Annotated in this window: 19 protein-coding genes and 2 tRNA genes; 12 read left to right on the forward strand and 9 right to left on the reverse strand. The window is 67.9% G+C overall.

Annotated features, from left to right (window positions below):
* Positions 1 to 206: 206 nt before the first annotated feature.
* The gene (locus B5X90_RS15830; protein ID WP_079554685.1) at positions 207 to 1,208 is read right to left on the reverse strand and encodes a hypothetical protein; all 1,002 of its coding nucleotides are present in this window, start codon (positions 1,206 to 1,208) and stop codon (positions 207 to 209) included.
* A gap of 448 nt (positions 1,209 to 1,656) precedes the next feature.
* On the opposite strand from B5X90_RS15830, the gene pepN reads away from it, so the two are divergent.
* Both pepN and B5X90_RS15840 read left to right on the forward strand, forming a co-directional pair.
* On the forward strand, positions 1,657 to 4,212 hold the full coding sequence (gene pepN / locus B5X90_RS15835; RefSeq protein WP_079554687.1) for an aminopeptidase N: 2,556 nt from the start codon (positions 1,657 to 1,659) through the stop codon (positions 4,210 to 4,212).
* A gap of 94 nt (positions 4,213 to 4,306) precedes the next feature.
* Positions 4,307 to 4,792 carry an OsmC family protein gene (locus B5X90_RS15840; RefSeq protein WP_079554689.1) on the forward strand — a complete coding sequence of 162 codons (486 nt, stop codon included), beginning with the start codon at positions 4,307 to 4,309 and terminating at the stop codon, positions 4,790 to 4,792.
* A gap of 27 nt (positions 4,793 to 4,819) precedes the next feature.
* Here the strand turns inward: B5X90_RS15840 and B5X90_RS15845 are convergent, their stop codons facing one another.
* Positions 4,820 to 5,845 carry an NAD-dependent epimerase/dehydratase family protein gene (locus B5X90_RS15845; protein ID WP_079554691.1) on the reverse strand — a complete coding sequence of 342 codons (1,026 nt, stop codon included), beginning with the start codon at positions 5,843 to 5,845 and terminating at the stop codon, positions 4,820 to 4,822.
* Positions 5,846 to 5,982: 137 nt separating this feature from the next.
* Between B5X90_RS15845 and B5X90_RS15850 the strand changes: the two genes are divergently transcribed.
* A complete protein-coding gene (locus B5X90_RS15850) occupies positions 5,983 to 6,642 on the forward strand; it encodes a mechanosensitive ion channel family protein (protein WP_079554693.1) in 660 nt (219 codons plus the stop codon).
* Positions 6,643 to 6,646: 4 nt separating this feature from the next.
* Positions 6,647 to 7,105: a globin gene (locus B5X90_RS15855; protein WP_079554696.1), complete on the forward strand. Its 459-nt coding sequence runs from the start codon at positions 6,647 to 6,649 to the stop codon at positions 7,103 to 7,105.
* Between the two features lie 45 nt (positions 7,106 to 7,150).
* On the opposite strand, the gene B5X90_RS15860 is transcribed toward B5X90_RS15855, so the two are convergent.
* Entirely contained in the window at positions 7,151 to 7,810 is a 660-nt protein-coding gene (locus tag B5X90_RS15860) for a hypothetical protein (protein WP_079554698.1), read from the reverse strand.
* Positions 7,811 to 7,872: 62 nt separating this feature from the next.
* On the opposite strand from B5X90_RS15860, the gene B5X90_RS15865 reads away from it, so the two are divergent.
* Positions 7,873 to 8,835, forward strand: coding sequence for an acyl-CoA thioesterase (locus B5X90_RS15865; RefSeq protein WP_079554700.1), 963 nt, complete (start codon positions 7,873 to 7,875; stop codon positions 8,833 to 8,835).
* A 202-nt stretch (positions 8,836 to 9,037) separates the two neighbouring features.
* On the opposite strand, the gene ettA is transcribed toward B5X90_RS15865, so the two are convergent.
* The 3 genes from ettA to B5X90_RS15880 form a co-directional block, all read right to left on the reverse strand.
* Complete coding sequence (ettA, locus tag B5X90_RS15870; RefSeq protein ID WP_026266424.1) at positions 9,038 to 10,720, reverse strand: energy-dependent translational throttle protein EttA; 1,683 nt, start codon at positions 10,718 to 10,720, stop codon at positions 9,038 to 9,040.
* A gap of 94 nt (positions 10,721 to 10,814) precedes the next feature.
* Positions 10,815 to 11,366, reverse strand: a complete 552-nt coding sequence (locus B5X90_RS21705) for a DUF6993 domain-containing protein (RefSeq protein ID WP_256860281.1) — start codon at positions 11,364 to 11,366, stop codon at positions 10,815 to 10,817.
* A gap of 81 nt (positions 11,367 to 11,447) precedes the next feature.
* On the reverse strand, positions 11,448 to 12,014 hold the full coding sequence (locus B5X90_RS15880) for a single-stranded DNA-binding protein (RefSeq protein ID WP_079554705.1): 567 nt from the start codon (positions 12,012 to 12,014) through the stop codon (positions 11,448 to 11,450).
* Between the two features lie 244 nt (positions 12,015 to 12,258).
* Between B5X90_RS15880 and B5X90_RS15885 the strand changes: the two genes are divergently transcribed.
* Positions 12,259 to 12,331, forward strand: a tRNA-Arg gene (locus tag B5X90_RS15885).
* 76 nt (positions 12,332 to 12,407) lie between these two features.
* Here B5X90_RS15885 and B5X90_RS15890 read toward each other — a convergent pair.
* Positions 12,408 to 13,424, reverse strand: a complete 1,017-nt coding sequence (locus B5X90_RS15890; protein WP_079554707.1) for a magnesium and cobalt transport protein CorA — start codon at positions 13,422 to 13,424, stop codon at positions 12,408 to 12,410.
* 330 nt (positions 13,425 to 13,754) lie between these two features.
* Here B5X90_RS15890 and B5X90_RS15895 point away from each other — a divergent pair, with 330 nt between their 5' ends.
* Both B5X90_RS15895 and B5X90_RS21710 read left to right on the forward strand, forming a co-directional pair.
* The gene (locus B5X90_RS15895; RefSeq protein WP_079554709.1) at positions 13,755 to 14,264 is read left to right on the forward strand and encodes a LapA family protein; all 510 of its coding nucleotides are present in this window, start codon (positions 13,755 to 13,757) and stop codon (positions 14,262 to 14,264) included.
* Positions 14,265 to 14,500: 236 nt separating this feature from the next.
* The gene (locus B5X90_RS21710) at positions 14,501 to 14,932 is read left to right on the forward strand and encodes a hypothetical protein (RefSeq protein ID WP_256860282.1); all 432 of its coding nucleotides are present in this window, start codon (positions 14,501 to 14,503) and stop codon (positions 14,930 to 14,932) included.
* Here the strand turns inward: B5X90_RS21710 and map are convergent.
* Positions 14,929 to 15,696 (reverse strand): type I methionyl aminopeptidase, encoded by a 768-nt coding sequence (gene map, locus B5X90_RS15905; RefSeq protein WP_079554711.1) that lies wholly within the window; start codon positions 15,694 to 15,696, stop codon positions 14,929 to 14,931. The genes B5X90_RS21710 and map overlap by 4 nt on opposite strands.
* Before the next feature lie 78 nt (positions 15,697 to 15,774).
* Between map and B5X90_RS15910 the strand changes: the two genes are divergently transcribed.
* Positions 15,775 to 16,458, forward strand: coding sequence for a DNA alkylation repair protein (locus B5X90_RS15910; RefSeq protein ID WP_079554713.1), 684 nt, complete (start codon positions 15,775 to 15,777; stop codon positions 16,456 to 16,458).
* Here the strand turns inward: B5X90_RS15910 and mptB are convergent.
* A complete protein-coding gene (gene mptB / locus B5X90_RS15915; protein ID WP_179129162.1) occupies positions 16,455 to 18,080 on the reverse strand; it encodes a polyprenol phosphomannose-dependent alpha 1,6 mannosyltransferase MptB in 1,626 nt (541 codons plus the stop codon). The genes B5X90_RS15910 and mptB overlap by 4 nt on opposite strands.
* Before the next feature lie 168 nt (positions 18,081 to 18,248).
* On the opposite strand from mptB, the gene orn reads away from it, so the two are divergent.
* The 3 genes from orn (at position 18,249) to B5X90_RS15930 (ending at position 20,403) form a co-directional block, all read left to right on the forward strand.
* Positions 18,249 to 18,881, forward strand: a complete 633-nt coding sequence (orn, locus tag B5X90_RS15920) for an oligoribonuclease (RefSeq protein WP_079554717.1) — start codon at positions 18,249 to 18,251, stop codon at positions 18,879 to 18,881.
* Positions 18,882 to 19,082: 201 nt separating this feature from the next.
* Positions 19,083 to 19,155 (forward strand) — tRNA-His (locus B5X90_RS15925).
* 93 nt (positions 19,156 to 19,248) lie between these two features.
* Complete coding sequence (locus tag B5X90_RS15930) at positions 19,249 to 20,403, forward strand: acyl-CoA dehydrogenase family protein (RefSeq protein ID WP_179129163.1); 1,155 nt, start codon at positions 19,249 to 19,251, stop codon at positions 20,401 to 20,403.
* Positions 20,404 to 20,419: the final 16 nt, after the last annotated feature.

A 20,419-nucleotide genomic window follows, 5' to 3' on the forward strand; every position in this document is an offset into this window, starting at 1 on the left:
CGCCGGGCGGCGGCCGGGGCGGTTGGGGTCTGGTCCAAGCGTACTAGGCCGGGCCTCCCGGGACCGTGCTGCAGCCAGCCGGAGGCCTCACTGGACGGTCGTGTTACACAGGCCCGGCACGCCGTCGTACTTTAGCGTCTCGCTGCACCGATGGCCGACACCGGACCCACGTCCAGGGACCGCCACCGCGGAGCGACGCCGCCGTGCTACACGGCGGGGGTTCCGCCGTTCCGCCGGGCCCTGTCCGCCACCCGGGACAGCGTTTGGGCAATATTGTCCGCCGCGGTGGCGCTGCCGCCGCTCACCGCCAGCCGGCGCCCGTCCGAGCGGTCGATGACCACCGCGGGGCCGCTGCTGACCAGCATCGCCGTGGTGTTGCCATGGATCCGGTAGCCCCACCCGCCATAATCCGCTGCCGTGACGTCCCTGGGCGTCGCGGCGTCGATGGCCGCGGCCGGAACGTCCATGACCCGCACGAAGCCTGCCGCGAAGACGTGCAGGCCGCCTCGGTCAACCCGGATCCGGGCCACCAGGAACGCCGCGGCCACCAGGGCCGCCGCCACCAGGAGGACAGAAAGCCACGGCACGGCAATGGTCAGGAGAGCGGCCGGCAGAAGCGTTGCGATGCCGAGCATGACGAAGATTGAGCTGCGGGCGTGGACCCAGAGGCTGACCCGGTCCCTGGCCAAGTCCGGATCCTGTTCGCGCTCAAGTTCCTGCCGGACGGCGAGGTCGTCATCGACGGACCAGCGCTCGTCGGCCTTGAAGACGAAACCCATCACGATGCCCAGGCCGAGGGCCGCGCCGCTGCCGAGGGCCAGGACCGAGGCATCTACATGGGATCCCCGCGCATCGGGCAGGCCCAGCTGGCCCACGAGCACGGCGGCAAGGACTGTGGTGACGAACAGGCTCATGGACAGGCCGGCGCCCATCATGATGCGGCGCATCATCGCGGGGCGGGACAGCGGGACGGCCTGCAGCAGCACGGCCCAGCCGATCACCACGATCAGCGAGGCCCCGGCTCCCGCAACTGTCACGAACGGCGCGAAGTCGGCGGCACCGGCGGAGGTCCAGCGGATGGCCAGCGGCTCGGGCAGATCCGGGCGCACCAGAAGCGCACACACCACGAACCCTGCTGCCAGCATCAGGGGGAAACCGATGGCAAAGCGCAGCGCCCTGGCATCGACGGAGTCACGGATCTTTCCCATGCTCCAACGCTACCGCGGACGGACCTTGAGGGATCTGGGGACGTGCGCGCAGGTCAGGAGGTGGACAGGAAGCAAATGAGGGATCAGGCACGCAGTCCGGCGCCCGGACCTCGCCACGGGCAAGGAGAGATCGGCGGGGCAACGTCAACGTGGCCGCCCCACCCGCACCCATCTGGCACGAATGGCCGCCAAAGGCATCGGCTTAGCGGCCATTCGTGGCAAGTCGCGGCCATTCGTGGCAGGTCGCGGCAATTCGTGGCAAATCGTCGCAAGTCGTGGCGAGTCGCGGCAAATCGAGGACTGAGCGCAACGGCCTGGGGGCCGGTTGTGACCGGGCTAACTTGCCAAGGGCCGCTAACGTGAAAGAATAATTTCACAGTATCGCCGGCGGCCGCTGCCGCGGCCGGCCGGCAGTATCCATCTTCTTCTGGAGGCCCCTTTGCCCGGTATGAACCTGACCCGCGCCGAAGCCCGCGAGCGCGCCGCCCTGATCGACGTCGACTCCTACGAGGTCAGCCTGGACCTGACCCGCGGCGAGAAGGTCTTCGGCTCCACCACGGCCGTGAAGTTCCGGGCCAAGCCGGGCTCGTCGACCTTCATCGACGCCGTCACCCACGCCGTGCACAGCGTGAGCCTCAACGGCCGCGAGCTGGATCCGGCCGAGGTCTCCGACGGCGTCCGGATCCAGCTCCCGGACCTCGCGGCCGAGAACGACCTGCTGGTGGTCGCCGACGCCCCGTACATGAACACCGGTGAAGGCCTGCACCGCTTCGTGGATCCGGTGGACAACGAGGTCTACCTGTACACCCAGTTCGAGGTCCCGGATTCGCGGCGCATGTTCGCCGTCTTCGAACAGCCCGACCTGAAGGCCAGCTTCACCTTCACCGTCACCGCCCCCTCGCACTGGGATGTCGTGTCCAACTCCCCCACCCCGGCGCCGGTGGAAACCATCCCCGGCGCGGATGGCGGCGCCCGCTCCGTCTGGGAGTTCACGCCGACACCGCGCCTGTCCTCCTATGTCACCGCGCTGATCGCCGGGCCGTACCAGTCGGTGCGCAGCGAGGTCACGTCGGCGGCGGGCAAGGTCACCCCGCTGGGCATCTTCGCCCGGAAGTCGCTCATGCAGTACCTCGATGCGGACAACATCTTCGAGCTCACCCGGCAGGGCTTCGAGTTCTTCGAGGCCCAGTTCGGCTGCCCGTACCCGTTCGAGAAGTATGACCAGCTCTTCGTGCCGGAGTTCAACGCCGGCGCCATGGAGAACGCCGGGGCCGTCACCATCCTGGAAGGCTACGTCTTCCGCGGCAAGGTCACTGACGCCCAGGTGGAACGCCGCGCCATCACCGTGCTCCACGAGCTCGCGCACATGTGGTTCGGCGACCTCGTCACCATGCGCTGGTGGAACGACCTCTGGCTCAACGAGTCCTTCGCCGAATACATGTCCCACCTGGCCGCCGTCGAAAACACTGAGTTCGGCCACGCCTGGACCACGTTCGCGTCCGTGGAGAAGTCCTGGGCCTACCGGCAGGACCAGCTGCCCACCACGCACCCGATCTTCGCCGAGATCAACGACCTCCAGGACGTCGAGGTGAACTTCGACGGGATCACCTACGCCAAGGGCGCCTCGGTGCTGCGCCAGCTCGTCGCCTGGGTGGGCCCGGAGCAATTCATGTCCGGGGTGCGGGAGTACTTCAGCAAGCACGCCTGGCAGAACACCGAGCTCAGCGACCTCATGGCCGAACTCGAGAAGGCCAGCGGCCGCGACCTGGAACGGTGGGGGCAGCTGTGGCTGGAGACCGCCGGTGTGAACACCCTGACACCGGAAATCTCGGCGTCCGCGGACGGCACCATCGAGTCCTTCGCCATCGTGCAGTCGGCGATCGAGAGCGAACCGACCCTGCGCCCGCACCGCCTCGCCGTCGGTTTCTACAACCTCAACGGCGCCGGCAAGCTGGAGCGGGTGCACCGCGAGGAGCTCGACGTCGACAGCGAGCGCACCGAGGTTCCGGCCCTCGCCGGCCTTGCCCAGCCTGACCTGATCCTGCTCAACGATGACGACCTCGCCTATGCCAAGGTCCGCCTGGATCCGAACTCCCTCGCCACCGCAACCGCGCACCTGAAGGACTTCAGCCAGAGCCTCCCCCGCACGCTCGTGTGGGGCTCGGCCTGGGATGCGGCGCGCGACGGCGAATCCCCGGCCCGCGGGTACGTGGAGCTCATCCTCGCCAACATTGCCGAGGAATCCGATTCCTCCGTGATCATGGTCCAGCTCCGGCAGCTCGCCACCACGCTGACCTTCTACGTGGCCGAGGAGCACCAGGAGGCCACCACCGTGGCCGCGGCCGACAAGCTCTGGGAGCTCGCCTCGGCGGTGCCTGCCGGCTCGGACGCCCAGCTGCAGTTCGTGAAGTCCTACGCCCTGCTGGCCCGCAGCGCCGGGCAGCTGGACACGGTTTCGGGGCTGCTGGACGGCTCACTCACCCTCGATGGGCTGAGCGTGGACCAGGACCTGCGGTGGGAGCTGCTGACCTCCCTCGTGGCCGGCGGCCGCGCCGGGCAGGCGCGGATTGACGAGGAACTGGAGCACGACAACACCTCCAACGGCCAGAACGCGGCGGCCCTGGCCAAGGCCGCCATCCCCACCCCGGAGGCCAAGGCCGAGGCCTGGGAATCGATTGTGGTCAAGGGCGATCTGTCCAACGCCCTGCAGGGCTCCGCGGTGACCGGCTTTACCCGGGTCCTGGACACGTCCCTGCTCGAGCCGTACGCCGAGAAGTACTTCGAGGCCGTCCCCGGCATCATGGCGAGCCGCACCCACGCGCTGGCCTCGCAGATCGTCGTCGGACTCTACCCGGCCCAGCTGACCACGCAGGCCACGGTGGACCGCACGGATGAGTTCCTGGCCTCGCTGCCGGAGGGCAGTGCGGCGCTGCGCCGGATGATGCTGGAGAACCGCGACGGCGTTGCCCGCGCCCTGCGCGCCCGCCAGGCCGACGTCGGCTAACGACCAAGGCGCCGGCCCCCGGCCAGCCTGGAACGCCAGAACCCCGGCGCCGCCCTTGTGCGGCGCCGGGGTTCTGTCGTTCTAGGCTGGAGCCATGAGCCTTGACGAACATCACTATGCGCTGACCGTCCGCTGGACCGGGAACCTCGGGGCCGGGACGTCCTCGTACCGCGGTTACTCACGGGACCACGACATCGAGATCCCCGGGCTGCCGGTGCTGCGCGGCTCGGCCGATCCGACCTTCCACGGGGACCGGGAGCGCTACAACCCCGAACAGCTGCTGCTGGCCGCGCTCTCGCAGTGCCACATGCTCTCCTTCCTGCACGTGGCCGTGAAGCACGGCGTTGTAGTGACGGCCTACGAGGACCGGGCCGAGGGCCTGATGCGGACCAACCGGGACGGCAGCGGGCAGTTCGAATCCGTCACGCTGAGGCCCCGGGTGACGGTGGCGGAACCGGCGGCACCGGATGTCCTCGAGGAGCTCCACGTGGAGGCCAACAAGGTCTGTTTCATCGCCCGCAGCGTCAACTTCCCGGTGTTGCACGAGCCGACGGCTGTGGTGGAGGGCCAGGCTGACTGAATGGTTTTCAGGCTGACTGATTACTTTTCAGGCGGTGCCGTCGGCCGGGCCGGCCGGGCACTCTGTCCGGTACTCGGACACGAGCCGGCGCTCAGTCTCCGGGCTCATTCCGGCCTTGCGTTCACGGCCGAGACCGCGGCGGCGTTCATCCGCCAGGGTGTCCCGCAACGTGTCCATCCAGGGCCGGAGCCGCAGCCCTGCTGTCCGGGCAGCGTCGTTGCTGCGGGTCGCGAAGCCCTCGTGGCCCGGCGGCAGCCACAGCGGCAGCGAGTCCGGGCCTGCCCAGTAGTTCGCACCGTGCGACACCAGCCAGTCCTCGGGGGCCACAACGGCCTCGGAGTCGGCGTCGGCGAGCTGGCGGGATTCCTCCAGGTAGGCGGCGAAGGGCACCGGCTCACCGACGGCGTTCAGCGCCCCAGTGGTTCCGTTTTCGGCGGCGGTGAGGATCCACGCCGCGAGGTCGCGGACATCGATGATCTGGGTGGCGTCGGCGGGGATGCCCGGGACCAGGACCGGATCGTTGTCCCGGGCGAAGCGGGCCGGCCAGTACCCGTAGCGGTCGGAGCCGTCCCCGGGTCCGCCGATCAGGCCGGCGCGGCAGAGGTGCGCCTTGCCCCCTGCCAGTTCCCGGGTCAGGTGCTCGATCGCGGACTTGGCCTCGCCGTAGTTATCCATGGTCAGTTCGGTGCCCGGAGCCAGCGGCGGGAGTACCCGTGCGTCTTCGGCCTCGCCGGCCACGGAGTGGTCCGCGTAGACCGAGCAACTGGAGACGAAGGTCCAGTGCCGGGCCGGGCCGGCCAGCGTCTCGAGGGCCTCCCGTGCCTGGTCAGGGTCCCGCGAGACGTCGACGACGGCGTCCCACCCGCCGCTGTCCGCGGCCCCTTCGTACGCGGCCTTCCCCTGCGCGCGGTCCGCGCGCAGCCAGGTGGCGCCGTCGGGCGGCGCCGCGGCGGTACCGCGGGCCAGGCACGTGACGTCGTGCCCTGCGGCGAGGGCCTGCCGGGCTACTTCAGCTGAGAGGAAGACGGTGCCGCCAAGGACCAGGATGCGCATGGGGCCACGCTACGGCGCTAATGTTGAAGTAGACCAGAGCGTTATGCGCCCGGCGAACGCCAGCCGCCTTTCCGGACGCCCAGCCCTGCGGCCGGCCGGCAGCAGGGCTGCAGTAAACAAGGAGTTTTCCCTCACCGATGATCAGCCTGACCACCATCGAACCAATCACCGCACCGGACATCTCGGCTGTCAATCTGCCAGGTGGCCTCGTCAGCCTCGGCATCGGCGTCGCCGTGTGGCTGGTGGCATCCTTCGTGATCACCGGGATCACTAAACGGGTTGCGGCGGGCAGCACACTCTTCAAGAAGTCGCACTTCCGCTGGGTGGCTCCGGCGTTCCGCGCCCTGGACCACGAACGCCGCGTCCAGCGGGCAGAGACAATCGGCGCACTGCTCCGCAGCGTGGTCGGCGTCCTGATCGCCGTCCTCACCATCGTGTACGTGCTCAAGTACCTGAACGTGGACGTGGCTCCCATCCTGACGAGCGTCGGGATCCTCGGTGTGGCCATCGGCTTTGGTGCCCAGCAGTTGATCCGCGACTTCCTCGCCGGCATCTTCATTACCTTCGAGGACCAGTACGGCATTGGCGACATCATCGAGACTTCCGAGGTGGTGGGCACGGTCGAGGCCATGAACCTGCGGATCACCCGGGTCCGGGCTGACGACGGCACCATCTGGTACCTGCGCAACGGCGAAATCCTGCGCGTGGGCAACCGCTCCCAGGGCACCTACATTCCGCCTGTGACGTCCCCGGCGGACGACGCCGACAGCGCACCCCAGCAGAAGGCCGGAGAATAGTGAAATGACGATTCCCAGCGCCAGCGAACCCAGCCAGCCCAGGCAGCTGCTGCAGAACGATCCGTTCAGCCAGCCCGGCTACACGGACAACTTCTACGACGCCGTGGGCGGCCACGAGACTTTTGTGAAGCTCATCGACGTCTTCTACGACGGCGTCGCGACTGATCCCCTGCTCCGCGCCATGTACCCGGAGGAGGACCTCGGCCCGGCCAAGCGCCGCTTCCTGATGTTCCTGGAACAGTATTGGGGCGGGCCGACGACGTACGGAGAGGAGCGCGGACACCCGCGGCTGAGGATGCGCCACATGCCGTTCCGGGTGACGCCCGAGGCCAAGGAACGCTGGCTGTTCCACATGCGGGCCGCGGTGGATGCCCTGGAACTGCCGCCGTTGTATGAGGGAACGCTCTGGGACTACATGGAGCGTGCAGCCCTGTCCATGGTGAACAGCCCGTCGGAGGCCTGAGCTCGAAGGGCGTGGAGGGCTGAGCTCTGGAGGCGCCGGAGCTTCCTAGAGCCCGGTGCCGGTCCGGACCAGCACGTGCCCGCGGGTGCCACTGAGCCGGAACCAGCGCCCGGCCCGGTAGAGCCGTTGCTCGCCCTCCGCCAGGAAGCCCAGGGTGAGCGCGGCGAACGCGGCCCCGGCCGGAAGGCCGCCGGCGTCGGGCAGTTCCCGGCCCCAGACCGTTGCCCTGGCGTTGTTGACGATCAACGCACCGGGCTTGTCCGGGATGATCGCGGCGATTTCCCTGATCCCGGCCTCCGCCGCGGTCCGCAGGGCAGTGTCCTCGATGGTGCCGAGCAGTTCCCAGCCGGCCCGCGGCGCGCCGATCCCGGCCCACGACTCGCTGACGGTCACCGGCGGGACGGGAAGTTCGACGTCGTGCTCCCCCGCCCGTGCCAGGCGGTCCAGCACGGCGGACAGCGGCACTGTGACGTCAGTGTCCGCCGGCTGTGCCAGCGCCATGGTCCGCAGGCCCAGGATGGTGGGGGTGGATTCGCCCAGGAGCCGGGGCCGCAGGACGCAGACGTAGGCGGCCAGGACCGGGCCCGCGGCCTGGAGCCGGATGGCGCCGTCGTCAATGGACCTGGCGCGCGTCGCGAAGGTGCGCAGGTCGTCGAGGTCGCGGGGATCGGTGAACTGCAGGGGCTGGGTTAGGACATCAGACACACTACTGACTCTACCGGCTGCGCTTCTTTGGAGCGGCGCTGGACGCCGTCTAGAGTCAGACCATGACTGAAGCCGAAGCCGGACTCTTGGGGCTCCCGACCCAGGACCCCACCTCCTCGCTCATCCAACTTCTCAACCTCGGCGAACTCGAGGGCGCCCGGACCGACGAGGACATCTTCATGGGTCCCTCCCAGCAGCAGCCCAAGCAGCGCGTCTTTGGCGGCCAGGTGCTGGCGCAGTCCCTGATAGCCGGCAGCCGCACCGTCGATCCGGACCGCAGTGTGCACTCCATGCACGGTTACTTCCTCCGGCCTGGAGACGCCAACAAGCCGATCACCTTCGGCGTGCAGCGTCTGCGCGACGGGCGGTCCTTCTCGGCCCGCCGGGTCCACGCCTATCAGGAGGGCATGCCCATCCTGTCGATGATCGCGTCCTTCCAGGCCGAGGACGAGGGGATCGAGCACCAGTCCGAGATGCCCGCCGGGATCCCGGACCCCGAATCGCTGCCGAGCACGGCCGACCTGCTGGGCAAGTTCGACCACCCCGTGGCCCGGCACTGGGCCTACGAGCGGCCGTTCGACATCCGCCACGTCGATCCGGCGCTGTATGTCTCGGCCAAGGGACCCCGGGAAGCACGCAACGCCGTGTGGATGAAGACCTTCGGTCCGATGCCCGACGACGCCGGCCTGCACCGGGCGGCCCTGGCCTACGCGAGCGACTACACCTTGCTCGAATCCATCCTCCGCAAGCACGGCATGAGCTGGATTACGCCGGGGATGTCGGTGGCGAGCCTGGACCACGCCATGTGGTGGCACCGGCCGGTCAGGGTCGACGAGTGGCTCCTGTACGTCCAGGAATCGCCCAGCGCCCAAGGCGCACGGGGCCTCGCGACGGGAAAAATCTTCAGCCGGGACGGCCGGCACGTGGCGACCGTGGCCCAGGAGGGCATGATCCGCGTCCCGAACGACTTCAAAGACACCGACCAGAAGAACACTGAGCAGGGCGCCGTGCGGGCCGCCGTCTGATCGAGGGCGCTGCAGCACCAGATCCGCAAGGCCGAGGGCTGCCAGTACTCCTCCGCGGCGGCTGGCCCACAGCAGCTGGGAAACTACGTCCTCGGCGCACATGCACACCGCACACGGCGTCCCAGGCACACAAAAAGCCGGCTCCCCCTGAAATAGTTCAGGCTGGAGCCGGCTTTTTCGTGGCGCTGTAAGCCTTGCGGGCTTAGTCGCGGGTGAGGCGGCGGTGGGTTACCCGGTGCGGCTTGGCCGCATCCGGGCCCAGGCGCTCGACCTTGTTCTCCTCGTAGGACTCGAAGTTGCCCTCGAACCAGTACCACTTGGACGGGTTCTCCTCGTCGCCTTCGTAGGCGAGGATGTGGGTGGCCACCCGGTCCAGGAACCAGCGGTCGTGCGAGACGACGACGGCGCAGCCCGGGAATTCGAGCAGGGCGTTTTCGAGGCTGCTGAGGGTTTCGACGTCGAGGTCGTTAGTCGGTTCGTCGAGGAGCAGCAGGTTGCCACCCTGCTTGAGGGTCAGCGCCAGGTTGAGGCGGTTGCGCTCACCACCGGAGAGCACCCCGGCCTTCTTCTGCTGGTCCGGGCCCTTGAAGCCGAAAGCGGCCACGTAGGCGCGGGACGGCATTTCGACGTGGCCGACCTGGATGTAGTCGAGGCCGTCGGACACAACTTCCCACAGGGTCTTGTTCGGGTCGATGCCGCCGCGGCTCTGGTCGGCGTAGGAGATCTTGACGGAATCGCCGATCTTCAGTTCGCCGCCGTCGAGCGGTTCCAGGCCCACGATGGTCTTGAAGAGGGTCGATTTGCCGACGCCGTTGGGGCCGATGACGCCGACGATGCCGTTGCGGGGCAGGCTGAAGGACAGTCCGTCGATCAGGGTGCGGTCATCGAAGCCCTTCTGGAGACCCTTGGCCTCCAGCACGAGTCCGCCCAGGCGCGGTCCCGGCGGGATCTGGATCTCTTCGAAGTCGAGCTTGCGGGTTCGGTCCGCCTCGGCAGCCATTTCCTCGTAGCGGGCCAGGCGGGCCTTGGATTTGGTCTGGCGTCCCTTGGCGTTGGAGCGGACCCATTCGAGTTCCTCGGTCAGGCGCTTGGCCTGCTTGGCGTCCTTCTTGCCCTGGACTTCCAGGCGGGCGCGCTTCTTCTCCAGGTACGTGGAGTAGTTGCCCTCGTACGGGTACAGGTGTCCGCGGTCCACTTCGGCAATCCACTCGGCCACGTGGTCGAGGAAGTACCGGTCGTGGGTGACGGCAAGGACGGCACCGGAGTAGCTGGAGAGGTGCTGTTCCAGCCACAGCACGCTCTCGGCGTCAAGGTGGTTGGTGGGCTCGTCGAGGAGCAACAGGTCCGGCTTCTGCAGCAGGAGCTTGCACAGCGCGACGCGGCGGCGCTCACCACCGGAGAGCAGGGTGACGTCGGCGTCGGCGGGCGGGCAGCGCAGGGCGTCCATGGCCTGTTCCAGCTGGGAATCGATGTCCCAGGCGTCGGCCGCGTCGATCGCTTCCTGCAGCTGTCCCATTTCCTCGAGGAGGGCATCGTAGTCAGCGTCGGGGCTGGCCATTTCCTCGGAGATCGCGTTGAAGCGCTGGATCTTGCCGTAGATTTCGCCGACGCCTTCCTGGACGTTGCCCAGGACGGTCTTGTCCTCGTTCAGCGGCGGCTCCTGCAGCAGGATGCCTACCGTGTAGCCGGGGCTGAGCCGGGCCTCACCGTTGGAGGGAGTGTCCAGGCCGGCCATGATCTTGAGAATGGTGGACTTACCGGCACCATTCGGGCCGACAACGCCGATCTTGGCCCCCGGGAAGAAGGACATGCTTACGTCATCGAGGATGAGTTTTTCGCCGACAGCCTTACGGGCCTTGGTCATTGTGTAGATAAATTCCGCCATGCCTACAAATCTAGTGGTTCGGGCGGGATAACTCACATTCCGGGCGCCCGGATCGGCCACTTAACGGCGTCTTAACTGCCTCCGGCAGTTCGGCTCAGTCCCGGACGCCCAAGAGGCAGCCGCCGGAGGCCAGGCCCGGCAGCACAGTGACGGCGACGCTGCCAGCGCGGACCTGGGCCACGATGCAGCTGCTGCCGTCGCGCACTCCGGCCTCGACGGCGTCGACAGCCAGGCCGGTGGGCGTCCGCCCGGCAGTGACTTCCACAGCGTCGGCCGGAATCCCCGCGTCAACCAACGACGCGCGGATGCCCGCCGTTTCGGGCTGACCGCCGTCGCGGATGGCGGCGTTCAGGACCGCCTCGACCGTGGTCCTCATGGCGGATACCCCGTCGTGTTTCAGGCCGGGTTTCGCCGGGGTCGACGTCGAGGCTGCCGGCGCCGGGGACGCTGCGGAAGGTGGGCCTTCGGAATCCGCGGCTTCAGAGGCCAGGGCCCCGCTGCTACCGGCCGGCGTCGCACAGGCGGAGGCCGACAGCAGGAGCACCAAGGTTGCGGCGGCCGGAACGGCCCAGCCGCCGCGACGTGCGGCCCCTCCCGCGGCGGTGATGGGCGCCGCCCGTCCCGCAGCAATCCTGGCGTGTTGCATCGGGCAATTCTGCCACGCGGCAGTGCCGCGTTCCGGCGTTCCGGTGCCCAGTCCACGGCGTTGCCAGCCGGTCCTGCGGATTCAGGCTGCGGCCCCTTTCAGTTCTCCGGTTTCCTGGTCCACCTCCTCTTCCTCACCGCTCTCGTCATGGATGAGGGTCGCGTGGTGGTCGGCACCGGGATCGCCGACCCCGTCATCGTCGCCTGGCTGGCTCTCCGGTCCGCCGCCGTGGCCGTCACCGCCACCGGGCGCATCTGGGGTACCGGGTCCTGCCGCCGCCTGGCTTCCGGCCGCGGCTGAGCGGGTGAAGTTGGCAGAGCCCCACATGAGGTCGTGGCCGACTGACTCCGCATCAATTTCGGCGACGTGGTAGACCCTGCCGTCCTTCTCCCAGCTCCGCATCTTGAGCCTGCCAACCACGATGACCCGCTGGCCCTTCTTGATGCTGCAGCCAATGTTGCCCGCCAGCTGCCGGTATCCCTGGACGGTGAACCAGTTGGTGTTGCCATCCACCCAGGTGCTGGACCCGCGGTCGTAGCGGCGCTCGGTGGCGCCGAACCGGAAGGACGCCGTGGCCACGCCACCGGGTGTGGTCGAGCTTCTGATCTCCGAGGCGACGAAGCCACGGACCGTAATGTTGTCGCTCATTCTCATGTCCTGTCTCGAATTGTCATGCCCTGCCGGGCAGTTCCAGCATCCCGCCGCAGACCGTGGCCGGGGAGGGCCCGGCTGTGCCATGTGGAAAACCGGCTGCGGGCCACGGTGTGGGGGCCGTGTTGGGGAGAAGTCGTGGCCGGCTGGACCGGCCACCGGCCGGCGTTGACCTCCACCGGCCGTCCGGCACTGTAAACTTTTTGAGGCGTCACCGGCAGCAGCCGGTGGACACCAGCGCGCCCCAGTAGCTCAGGGGATAGAGCAGCGGCCTTCTAATCCGCCGGTCGGGGGTTCGATTCCCTCCTGGGGCACAAGAGAGCGGCTCTGACCTGCGACAACGCAAGGTCAGGGCCGCTTCCTATGTCAACTCCTACGTCAGCCAGAACATCAGATCCACTTGTTGTGCTTGAACGTCAGGAACAGAATCCCGCCCATGCCGAGCATGAGCGCGAGTGCCATCGGATAACCGAAGATCCAGTCGAGCTCGGGCATGTCGCGGAAGTTCATGCCGTAAATCGACGCAATCAACGTCGGCGCAAACAAAATGGCAGCCCACGACGAGATCCGCTTGACCTGCTCGTTCTGGGCGAAGCTCGACTCCGTCAGGAGCCGCATTTCGTCGTTCTGCCGCTGGGCAACGAGGGCCGCGTTGACGGCCAGCGCGTTCTGCAGCAACGCGCGGAAGGCAGACACCCGCTCCCCCAGCCTGATGGCGTGGTCCAGCACGTCGCGGAAATGATCCTGCAGTTCGGGGTCCGGCACCCCATCCGGTCCGCCGCCCATGAGGCTCTGCAGGATTCCGGCCAGCGGGGCCGTGGCGCGCTGGAACGTGATGACCTGGCGGGAGAGTTCATAGATCCTGCGCGATACGCCGGGGTCGGCAGCGAACAGGTCGTCTTCGATTTCATCGATATCGTTTTCCAGCCCCGCCGCCACCGGCTCGTACTCGTCCACCACCTGGTCCAGGATCGCGTACAACACCGCATCCGGTCCGAGCGCCAGGAACTCCGGCTCGGACTCCATCCGCCGGCGCACCCGGGCCAGGTCGGGAGACTCCGCCCGGCGGACCGTCACCACAAAGTCCGGGCCGGAAAACACATGGATCTCGCCGAACTCGACCTTCTCCACATCGTCCAGGTACCGCGCGGGCCGCAGCACGAGGAACAACGTCTCGCCATAGTGCTCCAGCTTGGCCCGCTGGTGGCCGGCAAGCGCGTCCTCCACGGCCAGATGGCTCAGATCAAATTCCTCGGCCACGGAGCGCAGTTCCTCGGCTTCGGGCCGGTAAAGCCCAATCCAGGCCATGCCCTGGCGCTGCCGCAGAAGAAAGTACGTCTCCTCGAGTCCTTCCGGGTCGGCGGTCCGGTGACCGTCTACGTAGACGGCATTGTCAATAATCGTCACGGCCGCGCCTCCTCTTCAAGGCATTCGCTTTGCTGTGACGTTATACCGTCCCCGGGCCGGTGCCAACAGCCTGCACTGACCCTCGGGCACCGCTGGTTTTCCGTGAAGAACCCCGTGAAGAACCCCGAAAAGATTGCCGCGAACAACGACGCCCAACCGCGTCCGCCAGGGAGCACCAAAGCACGGTTGCTGGCGTGGGGCGGATCGCCCGAACCGCGGCGCCCGCTGCACGGAACCCCGCCAGCCCTCAGCACGCTTAGTATTGAGTTGACTGGCAGGCCGACTGGGATAGCCTGTGCGCCCTGCCCGCAATCGAAAGGTACGGCCGCCATGACCGAGACACCCCGCAGATTCGACCCCACCAATCCAGAGGACGCCCCCACCACCCAGTACGCAGCGGCAGCTGACGCCACCACCGGGCCCGCGTCCGGCGAGCAAGGCCCCAGCACCGATGCAGCCGCGACCGGCACCGATGTAGCCGCCACGACGCCGGGGCGCGCCGAAACCTCCCGCCCCGGGGAACCCACGGCTCAGGCTCCCGCGCCGCCGCCCGCTCCGGAAACGAGCCAGGTCACCCGTGCGGGAATGGTCTGGGCGGCGGTTGCCTGCGCGCTCGTGGTGCTGATCCTGCTGATCGCCTTCATCCTGCAGAACCAGGAATACGTGCAGGTGAAGTTCTTTGGCCTCGAAGGCTCGGTCCCGCTCGGCATCGCCTTGTTCATCGCGGCAGTCGGCGGCGGAGTGCTGGTCGCCATCGCCGGAGCCGCCCGCATCATCCAGCTCCGGCTCGCCGCGCACCGCGTCCGCCGCCAGGCCACCCCGGGCACGCGCACGCGCTGACGCTGAAGCCGCCAGGCGCTACCCTCTTTTCCATGCGCGGAGGAGAACCCCGGGCCCAGGCAGCCATCACCACCGCCCAGGCGGACTGGCCGACGTCGAGCGTCTCTTCGGCGTCCGCGGCGAACCCTCGCGATGCTGGTGCCGGTTCTTTGCCTTGACCGGGCCGAAGTCCCGGCGGGGACCACGTGTGGTCCGTCAGTTGCTTTGTCGTCTCCCCCAGCCAGCGACGGACCGGGGTGGCGGGTGCACTGCTGGCCGCCGCCGTCGAACACGCCGTCGCGCACAGCGCAGCGGTGGTGGAGGGTTATCCGGTCCACCCCGCGCAACGGCCCAAGGCCGGCCCGGCGGACCTCTACCACGGCACGCTGGGACTCTTTTTGGCGGCCGGCTTCACAGTGGTCACCGGCGGAGTGGTCAGCGGCGCAGCGGTCAGCGACGGAGCGCTCACCGGCGGAGTGGTCAGCGGCGCAGCGGTCAGCGACGGAGCGCTCACCGGCGGAGTGGTCAGCGGCGCAGCGGTCAGCGACGGAGCGCTCACCGGCGGAGTGGTCAGCGGCGCAGCGGTCAGCGACGGAGCGCTCACCGGCGGAGTGGTCAGCGGCGCAGTGCCGGGACGCGCCGTCGTCCGCCTGACGGTTCCCCCGGCTGGCGTCCAGCACGGGCCTTAAGGCAGCGTCAGGATCACCGGCCCCTCGGCGGTGATGGCCACGGTGTGCTCGCTGTGCGCGGCGCGGCGCCCGTTCGCTGAGCGGAGGGTCCATTCGTCGTCGTCATGGTAGTAGTCGTCCTTGCGGCCAAGAATCAGCATTGGTTCGATGGCGATGACGAGGCCTTCGGTCAGTTTGATGCCGCGGCCGGGACGTCCGTCGTTGGGCACGGGCGGCTCGGCGTGCATGGTCCGGCCGATCCCGTGGCCGCCGTGGTCGGCGAGCAGCCCGTAGCCTGCCCGGCGCGCTGCCCCGCCGATCGCGTAGGCGAGATCCCCCATCTTGTTCCCGATCCGTGCCGCTTCGATCCCCCTCGCCAGGGCGGCGTCCGTGGCGTCGATGAGGGCCTGGTCCACCGGGTCCGCGGTCCCCACGATGAAGCTGACGGCCGCATCGCCGCACCACCCGGCGAGAAACGCGCCGCAATCCACGCTCAGGAGGTCCCCGTCCTGGAGCCGGTACTCGTTGGGGATGCCGTGCACGACGGCATCATTGACGGACGTGCAGATGACCCCCGGGAACGGCACTGACGCCCACCGCGGCCGGTAGTTCAGGAACGCCGGAGTGGCTCCCGCATCGGCGATTGACGCTGCCGCGACATCGTCCAGTTCCTTGAGCGAAACGCCGACGGCGGCCGCCTCGCGGACCCGGGCGAGGGTGGTGGCGACCACCCGGCCGGCCTCGCGCATCAGTGCGATCTCTTCGGGACTCTTGATCATGGACATGGCTTTTCCTTCCGACGCGGAGCCGAGGCTTGCTGGCTTCAACTCTAAAGCCCGCCGCGGCGTGTCTACAGTGGCCTCATGACCACCACGAAACTGATTGACGCGATCCGCGGCAGCCTCCAGGCTGCGGCCGATCCTGGCCGCGCCGCGGGGGCACAGGCCTATATGAAATCCCAGATGCCGTTCCTGGGCGTGCGGGTTCCCGAGGTGCGCCGCATTGTCAAGGCCGCGGCCGCGGACCACCCGCCGGGCAGCCTGGCGGAACTGCAGTCCGCGGTGCTCGTGCTGTGGCGCAACGCCGGCCACCGTGAGGAACGCTACGCCGCGATCGAGCTCACGGGGCTCAAGCCCGCAGCCGGGGAACTGGGCATGCTGGCCCTCTATGAGGAAATCATCCGCACCGGAGCCTGGTGGGACCTGGTGGACGGGGTGGCGCAGCGGCTGGGCGCCCTGTTGCAGGCCCACCGGGCAGAACTGACGCCGGTGCTCAAACGCTGGAGCCGCGACGAGGACTTCTGGGTCCGGCGGGCCGCGATCACCGCACAGCTGGGGGTGAAGGACGCCACGGACACGGAGCTCCTGGCCGCGGTGATCGAGGCCAACCTCGGGGACCGGGAGTTCTTCATCCGCAAGGCGATCGGGTGGGCGCTGCGCCAGTACGCCAGGACCGATCCGGCCTGGGTGAAAGCGTTCGTGCGGCGGCATGCGGACCAGCTCAGTCCGCTCTCGCGCAAGGAAGCGCTCAGGAACCTGCCTGCCTAGATGATCGGCCGCGTGGTGACCGGCTCGTCCGACTTGGTGAACAGCAGCTTGGTCTTCGGGTCCAGGAAGATCAGGTACAGCGCGAACAGCAACGCGATGATCGCCGCGGCGTTGCGGGCCAGCGCCAGGGCCAGGCCCAGATCCGCGGTCTGCAGATATGGGAAGACATCAAGCTGGTCCGAGATCGCGTACACCATGAAGAAGGACACGATGAAGTAGAGCGCCTTGACCTGCCAGTCGTCGCGGATGCCCGTGACGGCGAAGAGCGGGATGAGCCAGACGATGTACCAGGACTGGATCATCGGGGACAGCAGCACGACGGCGGCGAACGCCAGGGTGAGCCGGCGCATCAGGCGGTCGTAGTCGCCGCGGAAGATCTGCCAGGCGACGATGCCGACGGCGAGCAGCTTGCCGGCGTCGAACGCCCACTTGGCCAGTCCCCAGCCGTCGAGCCCGAAGGCGTTGGAGATGGAGGCCACGATCAGGCCCACCAGGCCAACGGGCGCGTACCAGATCCAGATGCTGCCCGGGGCGGACAGCCCGTTGATCCAGCCGAAGCCGAAGCCGTTGACCCGGCTCATGAGATACAGCAGGGCCAGGCTGATGCCGGCCGTGAGGGCCCAGAAGACGAACTTGCGCGGCCAGCTGGCGCCCTTGCCCGCCCAGAGCAGGCCGATGAACGGCAGGAAGACCACCGTGATGGGCTTGACCGAAATGGAGAGCGTGACCAGCACGATTCCGAGGATGACCCGGCGCGTGGCGCAGTAATAAAGGCCGGCCAGGGCCAGGCCGATCATGAGGGAGTCGTTATGGACGCTGGCAATGAAGTTGGTGAGGAACAGCGGATTGGCCGCTGTCAGCCACAGGGCCCGGTTCGGGTTCACACCGTGCAGCTCGGCCAGTTTGGGCACGTAGATCACGCAGAGGACCACGCCCACCAGGGCCGCGATCCGGAACAGCATGATGCTGCCTTCGGGGTGCACGTTGGTGGCCCAGACCACGAACTGTTCTATCCACAGGAACAGCTGCCCGTAGGGGACGGGGGCTTCGGTCCACATTCTGTCGGCGCCCAGCTGGAAGTAGTTGGACAGCGCCGAAATGCCGTTTTCGTACGGGTTGAAACCCTCCACCATGAGCCGGCCCTGGCCGATGTACGCGTAGACGTCGCGGCTGAACAGCGGCACAGAGAACATCAGCGGCAGCCCCCACGCCGCCGTTGCCTGGAGCGTGGCCTTGCGGGCCCCGGCCCCCCAGACCCGGACGCGCTGGCCGAGCCGCAGCCAGGCGCGGACCAGCAGCATGCCGCCGAAGGCCAGCAGGACAATGCAGAGGGCGACGCCCAGGGCCTCGGTGCGCATAAAGATGAACAGCGGGACGCGGCGGAGTTCGGACGCGGGGGCAAGCCAGCCCACGCCGATCGAACCGATCGTCATGAACAGCGAGCCCAGGAACCCGGCAAGGATCGGGGACCGCGGGTTGTCGACGTCGCCGACCGACCCTTCCCCCTCAGGTGAGGCCGCAGCCGGGGTGAGCGCAGTCCGGCCGGACGCAGAAGGGCGGGACGTGGACGGGCGGGACGTACCGGCAGCCGTTTCCCCCGCCGCAGGCACAGGCGCCGTCATGTCAGGATCGTCCAATCTGTTGTGGGCCACAATTCCGCCCACAGCCGGCCGCAGTGTCCGGCCCGGGGCGCCGCGTCGAAGAAATCAGTGCCGAAATAATTCGGCGGCCGCGTATTCGAAATCCTAGCACCGGACGGCTCTGTGGCGTCGGAACGGTAGGCTGGGCGGGTGCCTATTACTAACGAACGCATCGTCTGGATCGACTGCGAAATGACCGGCCTGGACACCAAGAATGACGCCCTTATCGAGGTGGCCGCCCTGGTGACCGATTCGGAGCTCAACATCCTGGGGGACGGCGTCGACGTCGTGATCAAGCCCGACGACGCCGCGCTGGCCCAGATGAACGACTTTGTCCGCGACATGCACACCCGGTCCGGCCTGCTGGCGGAGCTTCCGCACGGCAAGACGATGGCCGAAGCGCAGGCAGCCGTGCTCGCCTACATTAAAAAATGGGTGCCTGACCCGCGGAAGGCCCCGCTCGGCGGCAACTCGGTGGGCACTGACCGCGTGTTCCTCGTCCGCGATATGCCCGACGTGGTGGAGCACCTGCACTACCGGGTCATCGACGTGAGCACCATCAAGGAACTCTCCCGCCGCTGGTTTGCCCGGGCCTACTTCCAGTCCCCGGCCAAGCTGGGCGGCCACCGGGCGCTCGGCGACATCAAGGACTCCATCGACGAACTCCGGTATTACCGCGAGGCCGTGTTTGTTCCCGCGCCGGGCCCGGACAGTGCCACGGCGCAGCGGATCGCCAAGCGCGTCATGGGCGGCGAAGCAGCCGAGCCCGCCCCGGCGGAGTAGCGGCCGCACCTCGCCTCCGCGCAGCGGGGCCGCTGAAACGTCGGCGGGGGACGTGGCGTGGATAAGTAATCTGCGCCACGTTTCGCGGAAAATTTTGGCGAAAATCGCAAAAGTGGCAAAACCACCCCCAAACAGCAGGTAAGCTATTTGTCGTTGCCTTTCCAGCCAGCCGGTTCGCCGGAAGGCCTGATACGGCACATGGTGGGCGTAGCTCAGTTGGCAGAGCGCCTGGTTGTGGTCCAGGAGGTCGCGGGTTCAACCCCCGTCGCTCACCCTCATGAAGGACGGCAGTGATTGTCCGACCTTTTCCAAAGGCCGCACCGGTTATCCGGTGCGGCCTTTGTTGTCTGTATGGGAAGGAATCGCAGTGAAGCGCAAGCTCTTTGAAGAAGACCACGAGATGTTCCGAGAGATGGCCGCCGAGTTCAACGCGCGCGCGGTCGCTCCCCACTACACCCAGTGGGACGAGGACCACATGATGTCCCGGGAACTGTGGTCCGCTGCCGGCGAGCAGGGGCTGCTGGGCCTGGCCGTGCCGGAAGAGTTCGGCGGCATGGGGATGTCCGACTACCGCTTCCGGACAGTGCTGGACGAAGAATTCGCCAAGAGCAACCACCTCGCGGTCGGCCTGGCGTTCCACCTGCACGATGACATGGTCCTCCCCCACCTGCTGGCCTACGGCTCCGATGACCTCAAGGCCCGCTGGCTCCCGGGCATGGTCTCGGGCGAAAAGGTCACCTCGGTCGCCTGGACCGAACCGGGGGCCGGCTCCGACCTGCGCGGTATCCGCACCAAGGCGGTCCGCGACGGCGACGACTGGCTGATAACCGGCCAGAAAACGTTTATCGGCAACGGCATCTCCGGCGACGCCTCCCTGGTCCTGGCCCGCACCGACGGCGGCACCGGACGCGGGAACCGCGACTCGTTCTCGCTTTTCATGGTCCAAAAGGGCGAGGGCTACAACACCGGCAAGCAGCTGGACAAGATGGGCCTGAAGGCCTCCGACACGGCCGAGCTGTTCTTCGACAACGTCCGCGTCCCGCACACGGACCTCGTCGGCGAGGAAGGCAAGGGTCTGCAGTACGCGGCCGAACAGCTCCCCCAGGGCCGGCTGGCGATCGCCGTGGCCAGCTCCGCCGTCGTGCGCGCCACCTACGAGGCGACTGTCCGCTACACGAAGGACCGCAACGCGTTCGGCGAGCGGATCATCGATTTCCAGAACAGCCGCTTCGAACTCGCCGACATCCTCACGGAGGTCGAGGTCACCGAAGCGTACGTGGACCAGGCCATCCTGGCGTTCAACGCCGGAGAGCTCGACGCCGCAGGCGCTGCCCGTGCCAAACTGTGGGCGTCCGAGCGCGCAAAGTCCGTCACGGACCGCTGCCTGCAACTGCACGGCGGGTACGGCTACATCATGGAATACCCGGTGGCCCAGGCCTACCTGGCCGCCCGGCTGCTGACGATCTTCGGCGGCACCAACGAAATCATGCGCGACGTCGTCGGCCGCACCATCGCCGGCTGACCGGCCGCGACTCCAC

Source organism: Arthrobacter sp. 49Tsu3.1M3 (genome assembly GCF_900168135.1).
In the GTDB taxonomy this organism is placed as follows: domain Bacteria; phylum Actinomycetota; class Actinomycetes; order Actinomycetales; family Micrococcaceae; genus Arthrobacter.